The sequence below is a fragment of the Amycolatopsis sp. WAC 04169 genome (assembly GCF_003947535.1).
GTDB classification, from domain to species: domain Bacteria; phylum Actinomycetota; class Actinomycetes; order Mycobacteriales; family Pseudonocardiaceae; genus Amycolatopsis; species Amycolatopsis keratiniphila.
Map to the genome: position 1 here is coordinate 186,237 of NZ_QHJI01000006.1, position 19,008 is coordinate 205,244.

General features: G+C 68.8%; 18 protein-coding genes. 9 read left to right on the forward strand and 9 right to left on the reverse strand.

Translation table 11 applies throughout. The annotated features are described in order from the left end of the window. Positions 1-54 precede the first annotated feature (54 nt). Positions 55-1,143 carry a dihydrofolate reductase family protein gene (locus tag DMC61_RS17050; RefSeq protein WP_125690102.1) on the reverse strand — a complete coding sequence of 363 codons (1,089 nt, stop codon included), beginning with the start codon at positions 1,141-1,143 and terminating at the stop codon, positions 55-57. A gap of 905 nt (positions 1,144-2,048) precedes the next feature. Here DMC61_RS17050 and DMC61_RS17055 point away from each other — a divergent pair. Beyond that, positions 2,049-3,614, forward strand: a complete 1,566-nt coding sequence (locus DMC61_RS17055; protein ID WP_199750017.1) for an ABC-F family ATP-binding cassette domain-containing protein — start codon at positions 2,049-2,051, stop codon at positions 3,612-3,614. Positions 3,615-3,666: 52 nt separating this feature from the next. Here the strand turns inward: DMC61_RS17055 and paaE are convergent, their stop codons facing one another. The 6 genes from paaE to paaZ are packed head-to-tail and all read right to left on the reverse strand — an operon-like array spanning position 3,667 to position 9,329. Then, positions 3,667-4,737: a 1,2-phenylacetyl-CoA epoxidase subunit PaaE gene (gene paaE / locus DMC61_RS17060; protein ID WP_125690103.1), complete on the reverse strand. Its 1,071-nt coding sequence runs from the start codon at positions 4,735-4,737 to the stop codon at positions 3,667-3,669. A gap of 1 nt (position 4,738) precedes the next feature. After that, on the reverse strand, positions 4,739-5,227 hold the full coding sequence (gene paaD, locus DMC61_RS17065) for a 1,2-phenylacetyl-CoA epoxidase subunit PaaD (RefSeq protein WP_016332044.1): 489 nt from the start codon (positions 5,225-5,227) through the stop codon (positions 4,739-4,741). After that, a complete protein-coding gene (paaC, locus tag DMC61_RS17070; protein WP_125690104.1) occupies positions 5,221-6,078 on the reverse strand; it encodes a 1,2-phenylacetyl-CoA epoxidase subunit PaaC in 858 nt (285 codons plus the stop codon). The genes paaD and paaC overlap by 7 nt, the downstream gene beginning before the upstream one ends. A 1-nt stretch (position 6,079) precedes the next feature. Then, a complete protein-coding gene (paaB, locus tag DMC61_RS17075; RefSeq protein ID WP_016332042.1) occupies positions 6,080-6,364 on the reverse strand; it encodes a 1,2-phenylacetyl-CoA epoxidase subunit PaaB in 285 nt (94 codons plus the stop codon). Next, entirely contained in the window at positions 6,361-7,302 is a 942-nt protein-coding gene (gene paaA / locus DMC61_RS17080; protein ID WP_016332041.1) for a 1,2-phenylacetyl-CoA epoxidase subunit PaaA, read from the reverse strand. The genes paaB and paaA overlap by 4 nt, the downstream gene beginning before the upstream one ends. Continuing rightward, on the reverse strand, positions 7,299-9,329 hold the full coding sequence (gene paaZ / locus DMC61_RS17085) for a phenylacetic acid degradation bifunctional protein PaaZ (RefSeq protein WP_125690105.1): 2,031 nt from the start codon (positions 9,327-9,329) through the stop codon (positions 7,299-7,301). The genes paaA and paaZ overlap by 4 nt, the downstream gene beginning before the upstream one ends. Positions 9,330-9,532: 203 nt before the next feature. Between paaZ and paaI the strand changes: the two genes are divergently transcribed. Genes paaI through DMC61_RS17100 form a run of 3 tightly spaced genes read left to right on the forward strand, consistent with a single transcriptional unit; the run spans position 9,533 to position 11,792 of the window. Next, positions 9,533-9,916: a hydroxyphenylacetyl-CoA thioesterase PaaI gene (paaI, locus tag DMC61_RS17090; RefSeq protein ID WP_016332039.1), complete on the forward strand. Its 384-nt coding sequence runs from the start codon at positions 9,533-9,535 to the stop codon at positions 9,914-9,916. A 2-nt stretch (positions 9,917-9,918) separates the two neighbouring features. Further along, positions 9,919-11,202: a phenylacetate--CoA ligase PaaK gene (paaK, locus tag DMC61_RS17095; protein ID WP_125690106.1), complete on the forward strand. Its 1,284-nt coding sequence runs from the start codon at positions 9,919-9,921 to the stop codon at positions 11,200-11,202. After that, a complete protein-coding gene (locus DMC61_RS17100; RefSeq protein WP_125690107.1) occupies positions 11,199-11,792 on the forward strand; it encodes a TetR/AcrR family transcriptional regulator in 594 nt (197 codons plus the stop codon). The genes paaK and DMC61_RS17100 overlap by 4 nt, the downstream gene beginning before the upstream one ends. Before the next feature lie 174 nt (positions 11,793-11,966). Here the strand turns inward: DMC61_RS17100 and DMC61_RS17105 are convergent, their stop codons facing one another. Further along, positions 11,967-12,245, reverse strand: a complete 279-nt coding sequence (locus DMC61_RS17105; RefSeq protein ID WP_125690108.1) for a hypothetical protein — start codon at positions 12,243-12,245, stop codon at positions 11,967-11,969. A gap of 175 nt (positions 12,246-12,420) precedes the next feature. On the opposite strand from DMC61_RS17105, the gene DMC61_RS17110 reads away from it, so the two are divergent. Continuing rightward, positions 12,421-12,936, forward strand: a complete 516-nt coding sequence (locus tag DMC61_RS17110) for an NUDIX hydrolase (RefSeq protein WP_125690109.1) — start codon at positions 12,421-12,423, stop codon at positions 12,934-12,936. Next, positions 12,933-13,598 (forward strand): TetR/AcrR family transcriptional regulator, encoded by a 666-nt coding sequence (locus tag DMC61_RS17115; RefSeq protein WP_038517900.1) that lies wholly within the window; start codon positions 12,933-12,935, stop codon positions 13,596-13,598. The genes DMC61_RS17110 and DMC61_RS17115 overlap by 4 nt, the downstream gene beginning before the upstream one ends. On the opposite strand, the gene DMC61_RS17120 is transcribed toward DMC61_RS17115, so the two are convergent. Then, positions 13,525-14,553 (reverse strand): AraC family transcriptional regulator, encoded by a 1,029-nt coding sequence (locus DMC61_RS17120; RefSeq protein WP_125690110.1) that lies wholly within the window; start codon positions 14,551-14,553, stop codon positions 13,525-13,527. The genes DMC61_RS17115 and DMC61_RS17120 overlap by 74 nt on opposite strands. 80 nt (positions 14,554-14,633) lie before the next feature. Between DMC61_RS17120 and DMC61_RS17125 the strand changes: the two genes are divergently transcribed. The 3 genes from DMC61_RS17125 (at position 14,634) to DMC61_RS17135 (ending at position 18,989) form a co-directional block, all read left to right on the forward strand. Then, positions 14,634-15,737 carry a winged helix DNA-binding domain-containing protein gene (locus DMC61_RS17125; protein ID WP_125690111.1) on the forward strand — a complete coding sequence of 368 codons (1,104 nt, stop codon included), beginning with the start codon at positions 14,634-14,636 and terminating at the stop codon, positions 15,735-15,737. A 130-nt stretch (positions 15,738-15,867) separates the two neighbouring features. Next, positions 15,868-17,325, forward strand: coding sequence for an NAD(P)/FAD-dependent oxidoreductase (locus tag DMC61_RS17130; RefSeq protein WP_125690112.1), 1,458 nt, complete (start codon positions 15,868-15,870; stop codon positions 17,323-17,325). Beyond that, the gene (locus tag DMC61_RS17135; RefSeq protein ID WP_125690113.1) at positions 17,322-18,989 is read left to right on the forward strand and encodes a GMC oxidoreductase; all 1,668 of its coding nucleotides are present in this window, start codon (positions 17,322-17,324) and stop codon (positions 18,987-18,989) included. Before DMC61_RS17130 ends, DMC61_RS17135 begins: the two co-directional genes overlap by 4 nt. Positions 18,990-19,008: the final 19 nt, after the last annotated feature.

The window sequence follows — 19,008 nt, forward strand, 5'->3', positions numbered from 1 at the left end:
GCTCGGCGTGCACCGGTCTGGGCTGCGGCTGCTGCGACGCCTGCAAGTAGGAACTCAGAGGTGGACACCCGGGATATGGGTGTTCGCGCGGCGGACGTCGGCGGCGAGGGCGGGTACCTCGATCACCCGGCGTCCGGCCGCCTCCAGTGTCTCGGCGCCGACGCAGTCGACGAACACCGACGGCTCGCGCCAGGCGAAGACGACGCGCGGGATGCCGGCGTCGAGGATGAGCCGGGTGCAGCTTCGCGGATGTGACGTCCGAGAACTGCACGGCTCCAGTGACGTGTACATCGTCGCCTCCGCCAGCCTCGGATCACCCGGTTCGAGTTTGGCGAGCGCGGCTTCTTCGGCATGGTTGGCGGGATCACCGCCGCCCGAGAAACCGGTGGAGATCACCTCACCGTCGGCGGCGGTGATCACCGCCCCGACACGGAACGTACGCGGCGGGCAGTTCTCGGCCAGCGCGATGGCCTCACGCAGGTGTTGAATGTCCACATCGGACGGTTCCGGCGTCGCGTGGTACTCCAGGACGGCGATGTCGCCCAGCCTTGCGCTTTCGACCAGGGTCAGCCCGCGCGGGAACGCGCCTGGCCCGACGAAGCGCGGCGCGTTCGGGTCGCCGACGAAGAACGGCGCGATGGCCAGGTGCAGCTCGTCGACCAGGCCCTCGGTGAGGAACTGAGTGTGGATCGCGCCGCCGCCTTCGACCATCAACCGCCGGACTCCGCGCGCATGGAGATCGGCCAGCACTTCCCTCAGGCCGGACAGTTCGACGACGGTCGCCTTCACTCCCGTGACGACGCCGGGAGGGGCGTAGACCAGCTTCTCGGCGTCACCGACGGTGAAGAACTGCGCCGCCGGATCGAGTGACCCGCTCCGTGTGAGGGTGACCTTGACCGGTTGCTCCGGGCGTCCTTCCGCGACCCTTTTCGCGACGAGCTCCGGCGAGCGGACCAGCAACCGCGGGTCGTCCGCGCGCACCGTGTTCGCGCCGACGAGGATCGCGTCCGACGCCGCACGCAGCCCGTCCACCCTGGCCCAGTCCTCCTCGTTGGACAGCACCAGCCGGGTGTCGCTCGCGTCGTCGAGGTAGCCGTCGAGCGAGACCGCGGCGGAGAGCAGGACATGAGGGCGTTGGATCACGATCGCCAGTATGCCCCTCGCTGGCCGTCGAGGTGACGGACCGTGTCTTGGGGGTGGGGTTGTGGCCGGTCGGTTGTTGCCGGGAATCGGCGATGGCTGGGCTGGCCCGATGTTGCGCCGGGGTCGCCCGCAACCGTTGCCGGGTTTCGGCGACGGCTGCGTGCGGGGACCGGCCCTTGATCGGGGCTTGCGCTGTTTGCCGAAATTCGGCAACGGTTGACCATGGGAGCCGGGGAACCACCCGAAACCACATGGCCAAGATCGACACTAGCGCCGTTGCCGAAATTCGGCGACGACTGGCTGCGGGAGCCGGGGGCCGTCCCGTGATCGAGGCCCGCACCGTCGCCGGAATTCGGCAACGACTGCCCGCGAGCCCCAGAGCACCACCCGAAGCCACGCGCCCAAGAGCGACACCAACGCTGCCGCCGGAATTCGGCGACAGTTACGCGCTGAGCCAGGAACCGCCCCGTGATCGAAGCCCGCACCGTCGCCGAGATTCGGCAACGACTGCCCACGGAGCGGCCCGTTGTCACGTCGGATCGACGCACCAGCGCCGTTGCCGGAATTCGGCGACGACCAGCAGGGCCCACAACTCGACCCGAAGTCACGACACCGACGTCAACGCACCCGCGCCGTCGCCATAATCCGGCAATACAAGACACCTGAATCCAGGCAGCTCCCTAAGAAATCCCGCCGACGATGGCACCAGTCCATGATCCAGAACCTCCAGCGGACGGCAACGATGCCGCGTCGGAACATCCTCCCGACGGCCGAACGCCGCAGACCAGATGCCCGCTCAAGCTCCGCAAAAATCGATCGCCACACGACCACCCACGAGGTAACCTGCCACGGTGATCTTCTGAGACGAACCTGCGCCCCCATCCACCTCCTTCGCAGGGAGTCTCATGTCTTCTTCCTTGACGCTTTCCGACGTCACCTACACCTGGCCCGACGGCGCACCGGCGTTCGAGCGCCTTTCGCTCACCCTCGGCACCGGCCGCACCGGCCTGGTCGGCACCAACGGATCCGGCAAGTCCACGCTGCTCAGGCTGCTCGCCGGCGAGCTGCGGCCCACCACCGGTTCCATCACCACACCGGGTGAGCTCGGCTACCTGCCGCAGAACCTCGTCCTCGACACGGAACGCCGCGTCGACGACGTCCTCGGCGTCACCGCGATCCGCGCGGCGATCAGGGCCGTCGAGGACGGTTCCGCCACCGAAGAGCACTTCGCCACCATCGGCGACAACTGGGACGTCGAGGAACGCATCCGCGCGATCCTCGACCGGCTCGGCCTGGGTGCCGTCCGCCTGGACCGGCGGGCGGGAGAGCTGTCCGGCGGCGAGCTCACGCTGCTCGGGCTGGCCGCTCTGCTGCTGCGCCGTCCCGCGGCGTTGCTGCTCGACGAGCCCACGAACAACCTCGACCTGCGGGCGCGTGAACTCGTGCACCGCGAGGTCGCGGGCTGGGGAGGGCTCCTCGTGGTCGTCTCACACGATCGCGAACTGCTCCGGCTGGTCGACCGGATCGCCGAGGTCCGCGACCACGAGGTCACCCTGTACGGCGGCAACCTCGCGGCCTACGAACACGCCGTCGAGGTCGCTCAGGAGGCCGCGCGGCGGCACGTGCGCGCGGCGGAGTCGGACGTCAAACGGCAGAAGCGGGAGCTGGTCGAGGCCGGGATCAAACTCGCCCGGCGCGCCCGCTACGGCCAGCAGATGTGGGACCGGAAACGCGAGCCCAAGGTACGGATGCGCAAACGCCAGGAGGACGCGCAGATCGCCGCGGGCAAGTACCGGAACCTGCACACCGACCGGCTGGAAGGCGCCGTCGAGGCGCTGAAGGCCGCCGAGGAACTGGTGCGGGAGGACGCCGAGATCCGCGTCGAACTGCCGGAAACGACCGTGGCACGCGGCACGGACGTGCTCCGGATCGACGCCGTGCCCCGATTCGGACCAGCGGTGGACCTGCACGTCATGGGCCCAGAGCGGATCGCGCTCGTCGGCCCGAACGGTTCGGGGAAGACCACCCTGCTGCGGACGATCACCGGCGAGCTGCCGCCGAAGTCGGGCGAGGTGGGGCTGTTCGTCCCCGCGAGGCTCCTCCCCCAGCGGATCGACGTACTGGACGACACGCTGTCCATTGTGGACAACGTGCGGCTCGTCGCGCCATCGCTCACGGACAACGAGATCCGCGCGAGGCTCGCGCGATTCCTGTTCCGGGGCAAGGCGGCCGACCGCGAGGTGGCGTCGCTGTCCGGCGGGGAACGGTTCCGGGCCGCGCTGGCGACGTTGCTGCTGACCGAACCGACGCCCCGGCTGCTGCTGCTCGACGAGCCGACGAACAACCTCGACCTGGCGAGCGTGCGGCGGCTCACCGAGGCGCTGCTGGCCTACCGGGGCACGCTGATCGTGGCGAGCCACGACCGGCCGTTCCTCGACGACATCGGCATCACAAGGCAATTAGTCCTCTGAATGCGGTACTTGCACGCGCAAGTACCGCATTCAGAGGACGAAATGCAGGCGGTCAGGCGTCGAAGTCCACGGTGACGGCATCGGAGACGGGCACCGACTGGCAGGTGAGCACGAAACCGGCGTCGACCTCGGCCTTCTCCAGCGCGAAGTTGCGCCGCATGTCCACCTTGCCGTCGCAGATCTTCGCCCGGCAGGTGCCGCACACACCGCCCTTGCAGGCGAACGGCAGATCCGGACGGAACTTCTGCGCGCCGTCGAGCACCGAGGTGCCGCGCGGCAGCGTCATCGTCGTCGACCGGCCGTCGAGGACCAGCGTGACCTCGCTTGACGCACCCACGACGGCCGGGTCGACGTGGTGCACCGGCTCCGGCGGAGTGTCCACATAGAACAGTTCCTGATGCACCCGCCCGTCGGGGACGTCCAGCGAGCGCAGGAGTTCCTGCGCACCGGTCACCATCTCGAACGGCCCGCACAGCCACCAGTGCGCGACGTCCTCGACCGGGATCAGCACGCTGCACAGGCGCCGCAGCTTCTCCGCATCGAGCCGCCCGGTGAACAGTTCGGCCTCGCGCGGCTCACGGGAGAGCACGTGGACGAGTTCCAGCCGCGCGGGGTAGCGGTCCTTCAGATCCGCGAGGTCGTCGGCGAACATGACGGTGTCCGTGCGGCGGTTGCCGTAGAGCACGGTCACCGTCGCGTCGGAGTCGCCGAGCAGCGAGGACGCGATCGACAACACCGGCGTGATCCCGGATCCGGCCGCGATCAGCACATGATGCCCGGCGGCTTCCAGATCGGGGCTGAAGCTGCCGGTCGGCGGCGCGACCTCGATCTCGTCGCCGGGTTTCACGTCGTGCACGAGCCACGACGAGAACAGCCCGCCCGGCACCTCGCGGACACCGACCCGCGGCGCCGCGCCGGCGGGCGCGCAGATCGAGTACGAGCGGCGTTCGTCGCGGCCGTCGATCTCCCGGCGCAGGGTCAGCGACTGGCCCGCCTTGAAGCGGAAGGTGTCCGCGAGGTCTTCGGGCACGTCGAAGGTCACCGCGACGGCGTCGTCGCACAGGCGCTGGACGTCCGCCACCTTCAGGGCGTGGAATCCCGTGTGGCGCAGGGTTGCGGTCACGCTAGATCTCCTTGACGTGTTCGAACGGTTCGAGGCAGAACCGGCAGCGGCGCAAGGCTTTGCACGCGGTCGCGCTGAACCGGGACTGTTCCTCGGTGTCCGCGGAACCGCAGTTCGGGCAGCGGACCGACGACACCGGCGGGCTCAGCGTGAGCGGGATCGGCCCGGTCCGCCGCGGCGCGGCTCCCGGCGGCGCGATCCCTGCTTCGGCCAGTTTCCGTTTGCCGTCCTCGGTGATCCAATCGGTGGACCACGCCGGCTGGAGCACCGTGCGGACCTCGACCTCGCCGTAGCCCGCGCCGGTCAGCGCGTGCACGAGGTCGTCGCGCATGGTGTCCATCGCCGGGCAGCCGGTGTAGGTCGGGGTGATCGCGACGACCACCCGGCCATCCTCTTCGGACACTTCACGCAGCACGCCGAGGTCGGCGAGGGTGAGCATCGGCAGTTCCGGGTCGGTGACCGTGGCCGCCACGGCGTACGCGGTCACCATGTCGCGTCCGGATGTTCCCTGGCGACACTCTGCAGCGTCGCCAGCAGGTAGCCCATCCGCTCGGTGTGCACGCCGTCGCGGCCCATCCGGCCCGAAACCCCGGCGATGGCACCGATTTCGGGACGCTTCAGCGTCGCGACGGCCAGCACCTGGTCCAGGATCGCGTCGAACTCCGGCCGCAGCGACGGCGACTCGACGAACTCGACTTCGTGCGCCGCGAAAAGCTCGTCCACGTACGGCCAGACGGCGTCGAGACCTTCCTGCATCCGCGCGTGGGACAGCTCGGTACCGTCGCCGAGGCGCACGGCCCACTGGGCGGCGTAGTCGCGGTGGTACGCGACTTCCTTGACACCCTTGACCGCGATGGCCGCCAGCACGGGGTCCACAGAGGACTGCAAACGCTGGAGCAGCGCGAGGCGCCAGATCGAGAACACCAGCAGCCGCGCGATCAGATGCCCGAAGTGCCCGCCTTCGAGTTCGGCGAGGCGGACGTTGCGGTATTCCTGCTCGCTGCGGAAGAAGGCGTACGAATCCTCCGAACGCTCACTGCCGTCGGCCTTGCCCGCGCGGGCCAGCAGCAGCCGGGCCTGCCCGAGCAGGTCGAGCGCGATGTTCGCGATCGCGACCTCGTCCTCGAGTTCGGGCGCGTTCGTGCACCACTCCTGCAGCCGGTGCGAGAAGATCAGCGCGTCGTCGCCGAGCATCAGGCAGTAGGCCGCCAGCCGCGCACTGTCCACACCGGACGGAACCGTGGTGTCCACACCGGACAGCGGATCCTCGAACCCGGTGCCGAAGGCCCAGCGGGAGTCGTTCTCCTCGGTGATCGCCTCGTAGGCGTTGTCGAAGCTCATGTCAGATGTGGGGAACGTTGTCGGGGATTTCGTAGAACGTCGGGTGCCGGTACACCTTGTCGCCGCTGGGCGCGAAGAACGGGTCCTTCTCGTCCGGCGAGGACGCCGTGATGGCGCTCGCGCGCACGACCCAGATCGACACGCCCTCGTTGCGGCGGGTGTACAGATCCCGCGCGTGGTGCAACGCCATGTCGTCGTCCGCCGCGTGCAGCGAACCCACGTGCACGTGGTTCAGCCCGCGCTTGCCCCGGACGAACACCTCGTACAACGGCCAGTCGTGTTTCATCGCGAACCCTTCTTCGCTGCGTGCGCCGAGGCGGCTTCCCGCACCCACGCGCCGTCTTCCTGGGCCCGCCGCCGGTGCGCGATGCGCTGGGCGTTGCAGGGGCCGTTGCCCTTCAACACGTTCTTGAACTCGTCCCAGTCGACGGCGCCGAAGTCGTAGTGCCCGCGTTCGGCGTTCCACTTCAGGTCCGGGTCCGGGAAGGTGACCCCCAGCGCCTCGGCCTGCGGAATGGACATGTCGACAAAGCGCTGGCGCAGCTCGTCGTTAGTGTGCCGCTTGACCTTCCACGCCATCGACTGCGCGGTGTTCGGCGAATCCGCGTCCGGCGGGCCGAACATCATCAGCGACGGCCACCACCAGCGGTTCACCGCCTCCTGCACCATCTCGCGCTGCTTCTCGGTGCCGCGCATCATGGTCATCAGCAGTTCGTAGCCCTGCCGCTGGTGGAAGGACTCCTCCTTGCAGATGCGGATCATGGCGCGCGCGTACGGCCCGTACGAGCTGCGGCACAACGGGACCTGGTTGCAGATCGCCGCGCCGTCCACCAGCCAGCCGATCACGCCGACGTCGGCGAAGGTCAGCGTCGGATAGTTGAAGATCGACGAGTACTTCTGCTTGCCGTTGATCAGCTTGTCGGTCAGATCCGCGCGATCGGCGCCGAGCGTGGCCGCCGCGGAGTACAGGTACAGCCCGTGCCCGGCCTCGTCCTGCACCTTGGCGAGCAGGATCGCCTTGCGCCGCAGGGAAGGCGCGCGGGTGATCCAGTTGCCCTCGGGCTGCATGCCGATGATCTCCGAATGCGCGTGCTGCGCGATCTGCCGGATCATCGTCTTGCGGTAGCCCTCGGGCACCCAGTCGCGCGGTTCGATGCGCTGATCGCGCTCGATGGTCGCCTCGAAATGCCGTTCGAGGTCTTCTTCCGGCAACGTCGCGGTCATGACTGCTCCTTCGCCACCAGGGTGAGCACGTCGTACTTGGCGACCGAGTCGCCGTCGGCGTTGGTGACGTCGGCGTCCCAGCGGACCTCGCCGTACTCCTGGTCGATGCGCGGGGTGATCTGCTTGGCGGTCAAGGTCACCGTCAGCGAGTCGCCGACCTTGACCGGGGTGAGGAACCGCAGGTTCTCCAGGCCGTAGTTCGCCAGCACCGGGCCGGGCTCCGGCGAGACGAACAGACCGGCGGCGAACGAGACCACGAGGTACCCGTGCGCCACGATCCCGCCGAACAGCGGGTTCGCCGCCGCGGCCTCGGGATCGGTGTGGGCGTAGAAGGTGTCGCCGGTGAACTCGGCGAAGTGGTCGACGTCCTCCTGGGTGACGGTGCGCGGACCGGCGACCACGGAGTCGCCGATCTTGAGCTCCGCCAAGGACTTCCGGAACGGGTGGACGTCGCCTTCGGTACGCGGCGCACCCGCGACCCAGCGGCCGGTGACCGTGCTCAGGGCGGCGGGCGAACCCTGGACCGCCGTGCGCTGCATGTGGTGCAGCACGCCGCGGACGCCGCCCATCTCCTCACCGCCACCGGCGCGGCCGGGGCCACCGTGCACCAGCTGCGGCATCGGGGAACCGTGACCGGTGGACTCCTTGGCGTCTTCGGCGTCGAGCACCAGCAGGCGGCCGTGGAACGGCGCGACCCCGAGGACGACCTCGCGCACGAACTCCTTGTCGGCGGAAACGACGGAACCCACGAGGCTGCCGCCGCCGCGGGCGGCGAGCTCGATGACCTGCTCGGTGGAGGTGTAGGGCAACAGCGTCGACACCGGGCCGAACGCCTCGACCTCATGCGGCTCGGAGCGCTCCGGGTCGGCCTTCAGCAGCACCGGCGAGATGAACGCGCCACGCTCGGCGTCGGCGCCGACGACCTCGACCTGCTCCGGGTCGCCGAAGACGACCGTGCCGACGTCCAGCAGCGCCTTGAGCGACCGCCGGACCTCCTCGCGCTGCTCCAGGCTGGCCAGGGCACCCATTCGGACGCCTTCGGCGGTCGGGTTGCCGACGGTGGTCTTCGCCAGCCGTGCGCTCGCGGCCGCGGCGACGTCGTCCAGCAGGTCGGCGGGGACGAACGCGCGGCGGATGGCGGTGCACTTCTGGCCCGCCTTGACCGTCATCTCGGTGGTCAGCTGCTTGACGTAGAGATCGAACTCGGTGGTGCCGGGTTTGGCGTCCGGGCCGAGGATCGACAGGTTGAGCGAGTCGGCCTCGGCGTTGAACCGGACGGAGTTGCGCACGATCGCGGGGTGCGCGCGCAGCTTCTGCGCGGTCGACGCGGAGCCGGTGAACGAGACGAGGTCCTGCGCGGTGACGTGGTCGAGCAGGTCGCCGACGCTGCCCGCGACGAACTGCAGCGTGCCCTCGGGCAGGATGCCGGATTCGATGATGATCTCGACCAGCCGCGCGGTGAGGTACGCGGTCTGGCTGGCCGGCTTGATCAGGCTCGGCACGCCGGCGAGGAACGCGGGCGCGAACTTCTCCAGCGGACCCCAGACGGGGAAGTTGAACGCGTTGATCTGCACGGCGACGCCGCGCAGCGGGACGGCGATGTGCTGGGCGACGAAGGTGCCGCCCTTGCTGAGCGGCTCGACGTTGCCGTCGACGTAGACGGTGTCGTTCGGCAGTTCGCGCTTGCCCTTGCTGGAGTAGGCGAACAGGACGCCGATGCCGCCGTCGATGTCGACCATCGAGTCGCCCTTGGTCGCACCCGTGCGCGCGGAGAGCGCGTACAGCTCCTCGCGGTGTTCGCGCAGGTGGGAGGCCAGCGCCTTCAGCAGCGCGGCACGCTGGTGGAAGGTCAGCTCGCGCAGCGCGGGGCCGCCGACGCGACGCCCGTGGTCCAGCGCGGCGGCGAAGTCGATGCCCTCGGACGAGACCCGGGCGACCTCTTCACCGGTGGAGGCGTCGTGCAGCGGTACGCCGTCGTTGTCCGCCGTGTGCCATCCGCCGGAGACGTAGCTGCGCAGCAAAGCCATGGGGCGACCCTTCATGGTGGATTTACAGACCGTCCGTTCAGTAATTCACTGTAGCTCCTGACCGGGGTCTTGCAAACCCCCCCGACGGCGGTGGACCCTTGACATCTGCCCGAAAGCGCGCCTTTACTTGCGGCACCCTTCACCAACCGTCCATTCGGTCAGTAACTAGGTGGTCAGGCTTGACTAGCAACGCCGCGCACACGATGTTCGCCGACGACCAGGCGTCGAAGGCGCTGGGCATCGAGCTGATCGAGGCCGCCGAAGGCCACGCCGTCGCCACCATGCGGATCACCGAGACGATGGTCAACGGCCACGACATCGCCCACGGCGGCTACGTCTTCCTGCTGGCCGACACGACCTTCGCCTGCGCCTGCAACAGCCACGGCCCGGTGACCGTCGCGTCCGGCGCGGAGATCTCCTTCGTCGCGGCGGGCAAACTCGGCGACCATCTCATCGCCACCGCCACCGAGCGGACCCGCTACGGCCGCAACGGCATCTACGACGTCACCGTGCACCGGGAGACCCCCGACGGGCCGGAGGTCGTCGCCGAATTCCGCGGCCGCAGCCGCACCATCCAGAAGGCGTGACGATGACTTTCAGCGACGAAGCCGAGAACCTCACCATCGACGAACTCCAGGCGCTGCAACTGAAACGCCTCCAGTGGACGCTGCGGCACGCGTACGACAACGTGCCCTTCTACACGCGGAAGTTCGACGAAGCGGGCGTTCACCCGGACGACTGCAAGGCGCTGGAAGATCTGGCGAAGTTCCCCTTCACCACCAAGCAGGATCTGCGCGACAACTACCCGTTCGGCATGTTCGCCGTGCCGGAGTCGCAGGTCAGCCGCATCCACGCGTCCAGCGGCACCACCGGGAAACCGACCGTCGTCGGCTACACGTCCGAAGACATCGACACCTGGGCGACGGTGATGGCGCGCTCGATCCGGGCCGCGGGCGGGCGGCCGGGCGACAAGGTCCACGTCGCCTACGGATACGGCCTGTTCACCGGCGGGCTCGGCGCGCATTACGGCGCCGAAAAGCTCGGCTGCACGGTGATCCCGGCGTCCGGCGGCATGACCGCGCGGCAGGTGCAGATCATCACCGATTTCAAGCCCGAGATCATCATGGTCACCCCGTCGTACATGCTGACGCTGCTCGACGAGTTCGAGCGGCAGGGCATCGACCCGCAGACGAGCTCGCTCAAGGTCGGCATCTTCGGCGCTGAGCCGTGGACCGAGCAGATGCGCACGGAGATCGAGGAACGCGTCGGCATCGACGCGGTCGACATCTACGGCCTGTCCGAGGTGATGGGCCCCGGCGTCGCGCAGGAATGCGTCGAGACGAAGGACGGGCTGCACATCTGGGAGGACCACTTCTTCCCCGAGGTGATCGACCCGTTCACCGAAAAACCGACCGACGCCGAGGGTGAGCTGCTGTTCACCTCGCTCACCAAGCAGGCGCTGCCGATCATCCGGTACCGCACGCGCGACCTGACCCGGCTGCTGCCGGGCACCGCGCGGCCGGCGTACCGGCGGATGGAGAAGGTGACCGGGCGTAGCGATGACATGATCATCCTGCGTGGCGTCAACGTCTTCCCCACGCAGATCGAGGAAGTCGTGCTGGTGACCCCCGCGCTCGCGCCGCATTTCCAGCTCATCCGGTCGACGAAGGGCCGGATGGACCACCTGACCGTCCGCGTCGAAGCGCGTCCGGACGCGACCACCGAACAGCGCGCCGAGGCCGCCGCCCGGCTGATCGCCGGGGTGAAGGACGGGGTCGGCGTGAGCGTCGGCGTCGAGGTCGTCGATCCGGACACGCTGGAACGCTCGCTGGGCAAGATGCGCCGCGTCCTCGACGAACGGGACCGCGGTTGAGCACCCCCGCCCGCCGGGGGCGCCCCGGCTACGACCTCGAGTCGCTGCTGCTGGTCGCGGTGAAGCTGTTCAACGAGCGCGGCTACGACGGCACCAGCATGGAGGACCTCTCCCGCAAGCTCGGCATCACGAAATCCGCGATCTACCACCACGTGCCGAGCAAGGAGGAGCTGCTGCGGCTCGCCGTCGACCGCGCGCTGAACGGCCTGTTCGCCGTCGCCGCCGAGACGGAATCCTTCGAGGGCAAGGCGATCGAAAAGCTGGAGCATCTGGTGCGGGGCAGTGTCCTCGTGCTGGTCGAGCAGCTGCCGTTCGTGACCCTGCTGCTGCGGGTGCGCGGCAACACCAAAATCGAACGGGCGGCGCTCGCGCGGCGGCGCGAATTCGACCGGCTGGTCACGGAACTGGTGAAACAGGCCGAAACCGAGGGCGACGTGCGGCCGGACATCGATCCCGCCGTCACCGCGCGCCTGCTGTACGGCATGGTGAACTCGCTGATCGAGTGGTACCGGCCGCGTCGTGGTTCCGCCGGGACCGAACTGGCGGACGCGGTGTGCAAGATCGCCTTCGACGGCCTGCGGACCCAATAGCCGTAACACGCGTGATTGGGGCCGCGACTCGCGTGATTGGAGCCGTTCCGCCTTCAATCACGCGTGTCACGCCTTTGCTGCGCCAGCCTTGTTCGTCGGCCAAGGTTCCCAATGTCGCATTAGGGACGCTGAGCGACTCAAATGCGACATTGGGAACCTTCCCGCGAGCCGCGGCTACTCCCCCGCGGCCTTCGGCGGCCGCCGCGCCTGCCAGACCAGCGCGTCGCGCAGCTGCTGGATGAGCTGTTCGTCGTCGGCCTCCGACGGATCCACCCCGAGCGGGATCCAGCGCTCGCAGACCTCGGCGCCGTTCTCGAAACTCGTGATCACGATCCCCGCGTAGGAGACGCTTTCCTCCCCGGTGTCACCTTGGATGCGGACGTCACGATGCTGCAGCCGCACACTGACCCACCGCCCGGCGCGGCGAACCGGATCGCGTTCAGCACTGGTCATTCGTCCCTACCCATGACACCCGGTCCCCCCGCCCCGAACGTCGCCGTGCGGGCCCCAGGGGTTACCAGCGGGTTGTTCCGAATGAGTAACGGCAGGCGGTCACGTGAAACGGTTACGCTCGGCCCATGAGCACCGACCGGGGTTCCCGGCCGCACGAGCGGTAGCCTGCGAAATCGTGGAACTTCTGCCCTTCGGTGAATACGCGGCCTCTCTCAACCGGAAGCGCACGGCTGCCGGAGTACTGCTCCGCGATGACCGATCGCGAGTGCTGCTGGTGGAGACCACGTACAAACCTGAGTGGGAGATCCCCGGAGGCGCGGTCGAGGCGGAGGAAACGCCGTGGGCGACAGCGGCCCGCGAGCTCCACGAAGAGCTGGGCATCACCCGGTCTCTAGGCGCGTTGCTGGTCGTCGACCACGTCCCCACACAAGGAGTCATGCCGGAGGGCTTGGCCTTCGTGTTCGACGGCGGTTTGATCACCGAAGAAGAAGCATGCGCTATCGAGTCGACAGACCCTGAGATCCGGTCTGTGAGGCTGTGCTCACCGAGGGAGGCTGGCCGGTTGGTGAAGCCGACCCTCCATCGCCGGATCAACGCTGCGCTGTATGCGGTGAACAGCGGCGAGACGATGTTCTGCGAGTCCGGTAGCCCATCCAAAGCTCCCTTTGAAACGGTTACGCTCGGCCCATGAGCACCGATCCGGAGGCCAGGCGGCGCCGCCTCGAACCGGCCGCCCGGCGCGCCGAGATCCTGACCGCGGCCCGGCGGCTGTTCGGCGAGGGCACGTACGCCTCGGTTTCGACCTCGGACATCGCGAAGGCCGCCGGAGTGGCCCGGCCGCTGATCAACCACTACTTCGGCGGCAAACGCGAGCTGTACCTGGAAGTCGTCCGGCAGATGATGATCGTCCCGGCGCCGGTGATCGAGAACCTGCCGGAAACGACCGCCGAAGAGCGGCTGGCGATCAGCGTCCGGCACTGGATCGAGGTCGTCGAGCGCAACGAGCAGGCCTGGCTGACGGCGATCGGGCCGGAGGCGGTGGGCCGCGACCCGGAGATCGAGCGGATCATGCTGGAGGGTGACGAGATCGCCGCCGATCGCGTGCTCGCCGCCGCCTTGATGAGCGACGTCACCGAGGGTCGCGAAGAACTCCGCGCGATGATCCGGTCGTACGGCGGGATGCTGCGCGCGGCGTCACGCGAATGGCTGATCCGCGGCACGCTCGGCCGGGAGGAGCTGCGGGTGTTCCTCACCGAGTCGATCCTGCACCTGCTGCGGGTCACCTACCCGGCCGTGCTCGCAACGCGTTCCGCCGGGCGTAGGCCGCCGGCGTCATCCCCTTCCAGCGTTTGAAGGCGTAGATGAAGCTCGACGCCTCCGCGTAGCCCAGCCGCAGGGCGACGTCCTCCACGGTGAGAGCGCCGGTGTCCAGCATCTCCTCCGCCAGCGCCTGGCGGACCTCGTCGAGCAGGGCCCGGTAGCCGGTCCCGGCCTCGAACAGCCGTCGCCGCAGCGTGCGCGGACTCACCGCGAGCTGCCGCGCGACCTCCTCCATACCGGCGTCGACCCCGCCGAGCCGCACCAGTCTTTCCCGCACCTGCTGGGCGATCCCGGACCGCTCCCGTTTCCGCGACACCAGCAGGTCGCATTGCGCGGCGCACACCGCGACGGTCTGGTCGTTGGCCTGCGGCAGCGGTTTGTCGAGGAGGAGCGGGTCCAGGGTGGCGACGTGCGACGGCGCCGAGAACGACGGCGCCAGCCCGAAGGTCCGCACGTATTCGTCCACAGTGGAGGGTTTGTCGTGCCGGAAGGCCAGGGAGCGCAAGGAGATGTCCGGCAGGATGTCGCGCATGACGGTGTGGATGGCGCCGAGGTCGCGCAGCAGCAGGAAGCGGGCGACGTCACTGGGCACGCGGCTGTCGTCCATGGCGAGCGCGAGCCGTCCCGCCTCGACGGTCACGTGCGGGATGCAGAAGGTGAAGCTCAGGTCCAGGTAGCGCAGAGCGAAGCGCATCGCGTCCCCCAGCGTCGGGCTGCTGATGCACGCGAACCCGAAGATGCCGAACGCGCTGACGCGGTATCGCCTGCTCAGCCGGAGCGCGATCGCGTCCTCCCCGCCGAGCGCGCGGACCAGGGCCCGGACCACTGCGAGTTCCTGACGCGCGTCGACCTGGCCGTCCACGGGGGCGTACTCGTAGGACTCCAGGCCCTCGACGCCGTTCTCGGCGGCGAAGCGGGCCATGAGCACGATGCTCGCCGTGCCGCGCGGGTAGTCCCAGTCCCGGATCACCGGCGGCGGTAGTTCCATGGCCGGGATTATGGATCCCCGGACGACGATCGGCCCATTGAGGACCGTAACTGTCCTTGATCCCCTTTAGGGTGAGCGGTATGTCCGACACGTTGAGCAGGCGCGCGCTGAACCGCGCCATGCTGGACCGGCAGTTGCTGCTCCGGCGTTCGAAGATGACCGCGCTCGAAGCGGTCGAGCATCTGGCCGGGTTGCAGGCGCAGGCGCCGAACCCGCCGTACTTCGCGCTGTGGACGCGACTGCACGGCTTCCGCCAGGAAGACCTGGCGAGTCTCCTGCTCGACAAGAGCGTCGTGCGGATCGCGCTCATGCGCGGCACGGTGCACCTGGTCACGCCGTCGGACGCGCTCGCGTGGCGCCCCATCGTGCAACCGCTCTACGACCGCTCGGTGCTCGGCAACACCCAGTTCGGCCCGGACATCAAGGGCCTCGACCAGCAGGAGATCGCCCGTACCGCCCGCAAACTGCTCGGCGAGCGGCCGCTTTCGTCGGCGGAACTCGGCGCGGAACTGGCGAAGCGGTGGGAGGGCGTGGCGCCGTCGTCGCTGGTGCACGTCGCGCGGGCGTTGCTGCCGCTGGTGCAGATCCCGCCGCGCGGCGTCTGGGGCAAGTCCGGGCAGCCGACATACCAGACCACCGGGGACTGGCTGGGCGCCGAACCGGACGCCGCGCCGTCGCCGGAAGCGATGTTCCGGCGCTACCTGGCCGCGTTCGGACCGGCCAGTGTGCAGGACGCGCAGGCCTGGGCCGGGATCACGAAACTCGGCGACGTCGCCGAGCGGCTGCGCCCGGAGCTGCGGACGTTCCGCGACGAGAACGGCCGCGAGCTCTTCGACCTGCCCGAAGCCTCCCGTCCGGATCCGGACACCCCCGCGCCCGCCCGGCTGCTGGGGCCGTTCGATCAGACCGTCCTGTCCTACGCCGACCGCACGCGGGTGATCAGCGACGAGCACCGCAAGGTCGTCATCACGCAGAACGGCCTGGTCAAGGGCACGATCCTGGTCGGCGGGATGGTGAAGGGCTTCTGGGAGATCAAGACGGTGAAGAAGACGGCTTCGGTGGTGATCACGCCGTTCGAGCGCATCCCGAAGCGGGATCTGGAAGCCCTGGAGAGCTCGGCGCACCGCCTCCTGGCCTGGGCGCATCCGAAGGCCGAGACCCACTCGGTGCATTTCGTCCTCTGAATGCGGTGGTTGGCAGCGCGAACTACCGCATCCAGAGGACGAAATGCGGGAGGGGAGTGGCCGAAAATCTCGATTGAGTGGCCGGTCGTGTACTTCCACCAGGGATGACCGCTGGGTAACTTCGATCGGCATGGGCGATACGAGCGTGCTGATCGTAGGGACGGGCTTCGGCGGAGTCGGGACGGCGATCGAGCTCAAACGCGCCGGGTTCGAGAACTTCACCATCCTGGAGAGCGCCGGCGAACCCGGCGGCGTCTGGCGGGAGAACACGTACCCCGGCGCGGGCTGCGACATCCCGTCGCCGCTGTACTCGTTCTCCTACGAGCCCAACCCCGACTGGCCGAAGCGGTTCTCGCTGCAGCCGGACATCCACGAGTACCTCAAACGCGTGGTGCGCCGCTACGGGCTCGAACCGCATATCCGGTTCGGCGTCCGCGTCACCTCCGCGGCCTTCGACGAGGAGCGCGGGCTGTGGCGGGTGGAGACCGCGGGCGGCGAGACGTTCGAGGCGAACGTCTTCGTGCCCGCCGTCGGCCAGCTTTCGCGGCCCGTCCAGCCGGACATCCCCGGCCAGGAGACCTTCGAGGGCATCAGTTTCCACTCCGCGCGCTGGGATCACGACGCCGACCTGCGCGGCAAGAAGGTCGCGGTGATCGGCACCGGCGCGAGCGCGATCCAGTTCGTGCCCGAACTCCAGCGCCAGGCCGGCGAACTGACGGTGTTCCAGCGCACCGCGCCCTACATCATGGCGAAACGGGACACCAGTTACCGGCGCTGGCAGCAGCGGCTGTTCCGGCACCTGCCGGCGACGCAGCTGCTCGGCAGGCTCCGGATCTTCCTGCTCGCCGAGTACGCGACGTACGCGATGACGAAGCATCCGTTGCTGGCCAAGGTCTTCGAGCTGCGGACGGCCCAGCTGCGCCGCCGTCACATCAAGGACCCGGCGCTGCGCGAGAAGCTCACCCCGGACTACCCGCTGGGCTGCAAACGGATCCTGTTCACCAACGAGTACCTGCCCGCGCTGGCGCAGCACAACGTCGCCGTCGAGACGCGGCGGATCAGCGCGATCACCCCGTCCGGTGTGCGCACCGAGGACGGTGTCGAGCACGAGGCCGACGTCATCGTCTACGGGACCGGCTTCGCGGCGACCGACTTCCTCGGTGAATTGAAAGTGGAAGGCCTCGGCGGAAAAGCGCTGTCGGACGCGTGGAAGGGCGGCGCGCGGGCGTACCTCGGCATGACCGTGCCGGGCTTCCCGAATCTGTTCTGCGTCTACGGCCCCAACACGAACCTCGGTGCCGGCTCGATCATCTACATGATCGAACGGCAGGCCCGCTACATCCGCCAGGCCGTCGAACACCTCGCCAACCCCGGAGTGTCCTATATGGACGTCGTCCCGGAGGTCGAGCAGCGCTACGACGAGGAGATCCAGCGACGGCTCGGCCGCAGTGTGTGGACGACCTGCGCCAGTTGGTACCGCCAGGAGAACGGCCGTGTGAGCACGAACTGGCCCGGTCTGGTCACCGAATACGACCGCCGGACGAAGACCCTCGACCTCGGCGACTACCGGACGGCGGGACCGCGATGAACTACGACGTGCTGGTGATCGGCTCCGGTTTCGGCGGCAGCGTGACCGCGTTGCGGCTCACCGAGAAGGGCTATCGCGTCGGCGTGCTGGAGACCGGCCGCCGGTTCGCCGACGACGAGTTCGCGAAGACGTCCTGGCGGCTGCGGAAATACCTGTGGGCGCCGAAACTGGGCTGCTACGGCATCCAGCGGCTGACCCTGCTGAAGAACACGTTCGTACTGAGCGGCGCGGGTGTCGGCGGCGGCTCGCTCGTCTACGCGAACACGCTCTACGAACCACCGGACACCTTCTACCGGGATCCGCAGTGGGCGCACATCACCGACTGGAAGGCCGAACTCGCCCCGCATTACGACCAGGCGAAACGGATGCTGGGCGTGGTGGAGAACCCGCTGGTCACCCCGGCCGACCGAGTGCTGCGCGAGGTCGCCGAGGACATGGGCATCGCGGACACCTACCGGCCGACGCCGGTCGGCGTCCACTTCGGCGAGCGCGACGTCGACCCGTTCTTCGGCGGAGAGGGCCCGCTGCGCAAGCCGTGCACGCACTGCGGCGAGTGCATGACCGGCTGCCGGGTCGGCGCGAAGAACACGACCGTCAAGAACTACCTGTACCTGGCGGAGAAGGCGGGCGCGGAGGTCCATCCGCTGACCACCGCGGTGTCGGTCCGGCCGGTCGACGGCGGCTACGCGGTGGACACCGTCCGAACAGGACGGTGGGCTCGCAAGGGCAAGCGGACCTTCACCGCCGAACAGGTCGTGTTCGCCGCCGCTTCCCTCGGCACGCAACGGCTTCTGCACTCACTCAAGGATTCGGGCACGCTGCCGGAGCTGTCGCCACGGCTGGGTCTGCTCGCCAGGACGAACTCCGAGGCCGTGCTCGCCGCGCGCTCGCTGCGGAAGGACACGGACTTCACCCGCGGCGTCGCGATCACGTCGTCGATCCATCCCGACGCCGTGACGCATGTCGAGCCGGTGCGCTACGGCAAGGGCAGCAACTTCATGGGCCTGCTGACGACGGTGCTCGTCGACGCCGAGCCGGGTAAACGCCGATGGGTGCTGGGCGCGCGCGAACTGTGGCGGAACCGGCGGCGGCTGGTGCGGCTGCACAACCCGCGACGGTGGTCGGAGCGGATGGTCGGGCTGCTGGTGATGCAGACGCTGAACAATTCCGTGACCACGTACACGAAACGCGGGCTCTTCGGCCGCCGGATGACCACGAAACAGGGCATCGGCGACCCGAACCCCGAGTGGATCCCGGCCGGGCACGAGGTCACGCGGCGGGTGGCGGACAAGATCGGCGGGCTGGCACAGGGCGCGTGGACGGATCTGGCGAACATCCCGATCACCGGGCATTTCATCGGGGGCTGCGCGATCGGCGACAGCGCCGAGACCGGCGTCGTCGACCCGTACCAGCGGGTGCACGGGTATCCGGGGCTGCACATCGCCGACGGCTCGGCGATCTCGGCGAACCTCGGCGTGAACCCGTCGCTGACCATCACCGCGCAGGCGGAACGCGCGATGTCGTTGTGGCCCAACAAGGGCGAGGAGGATCCACGGCCGCCGCTCGGCTCCGCCTACCGGCGCCTGTCCCCCGTCGCCCCGCTGAAGCCCGTCGTCCCACCGGAGGCCCCGGCGGCGTTGCGGTTGCCCCTCACGCCGCTCTGACCCCCGCGCGTTTCGTCCT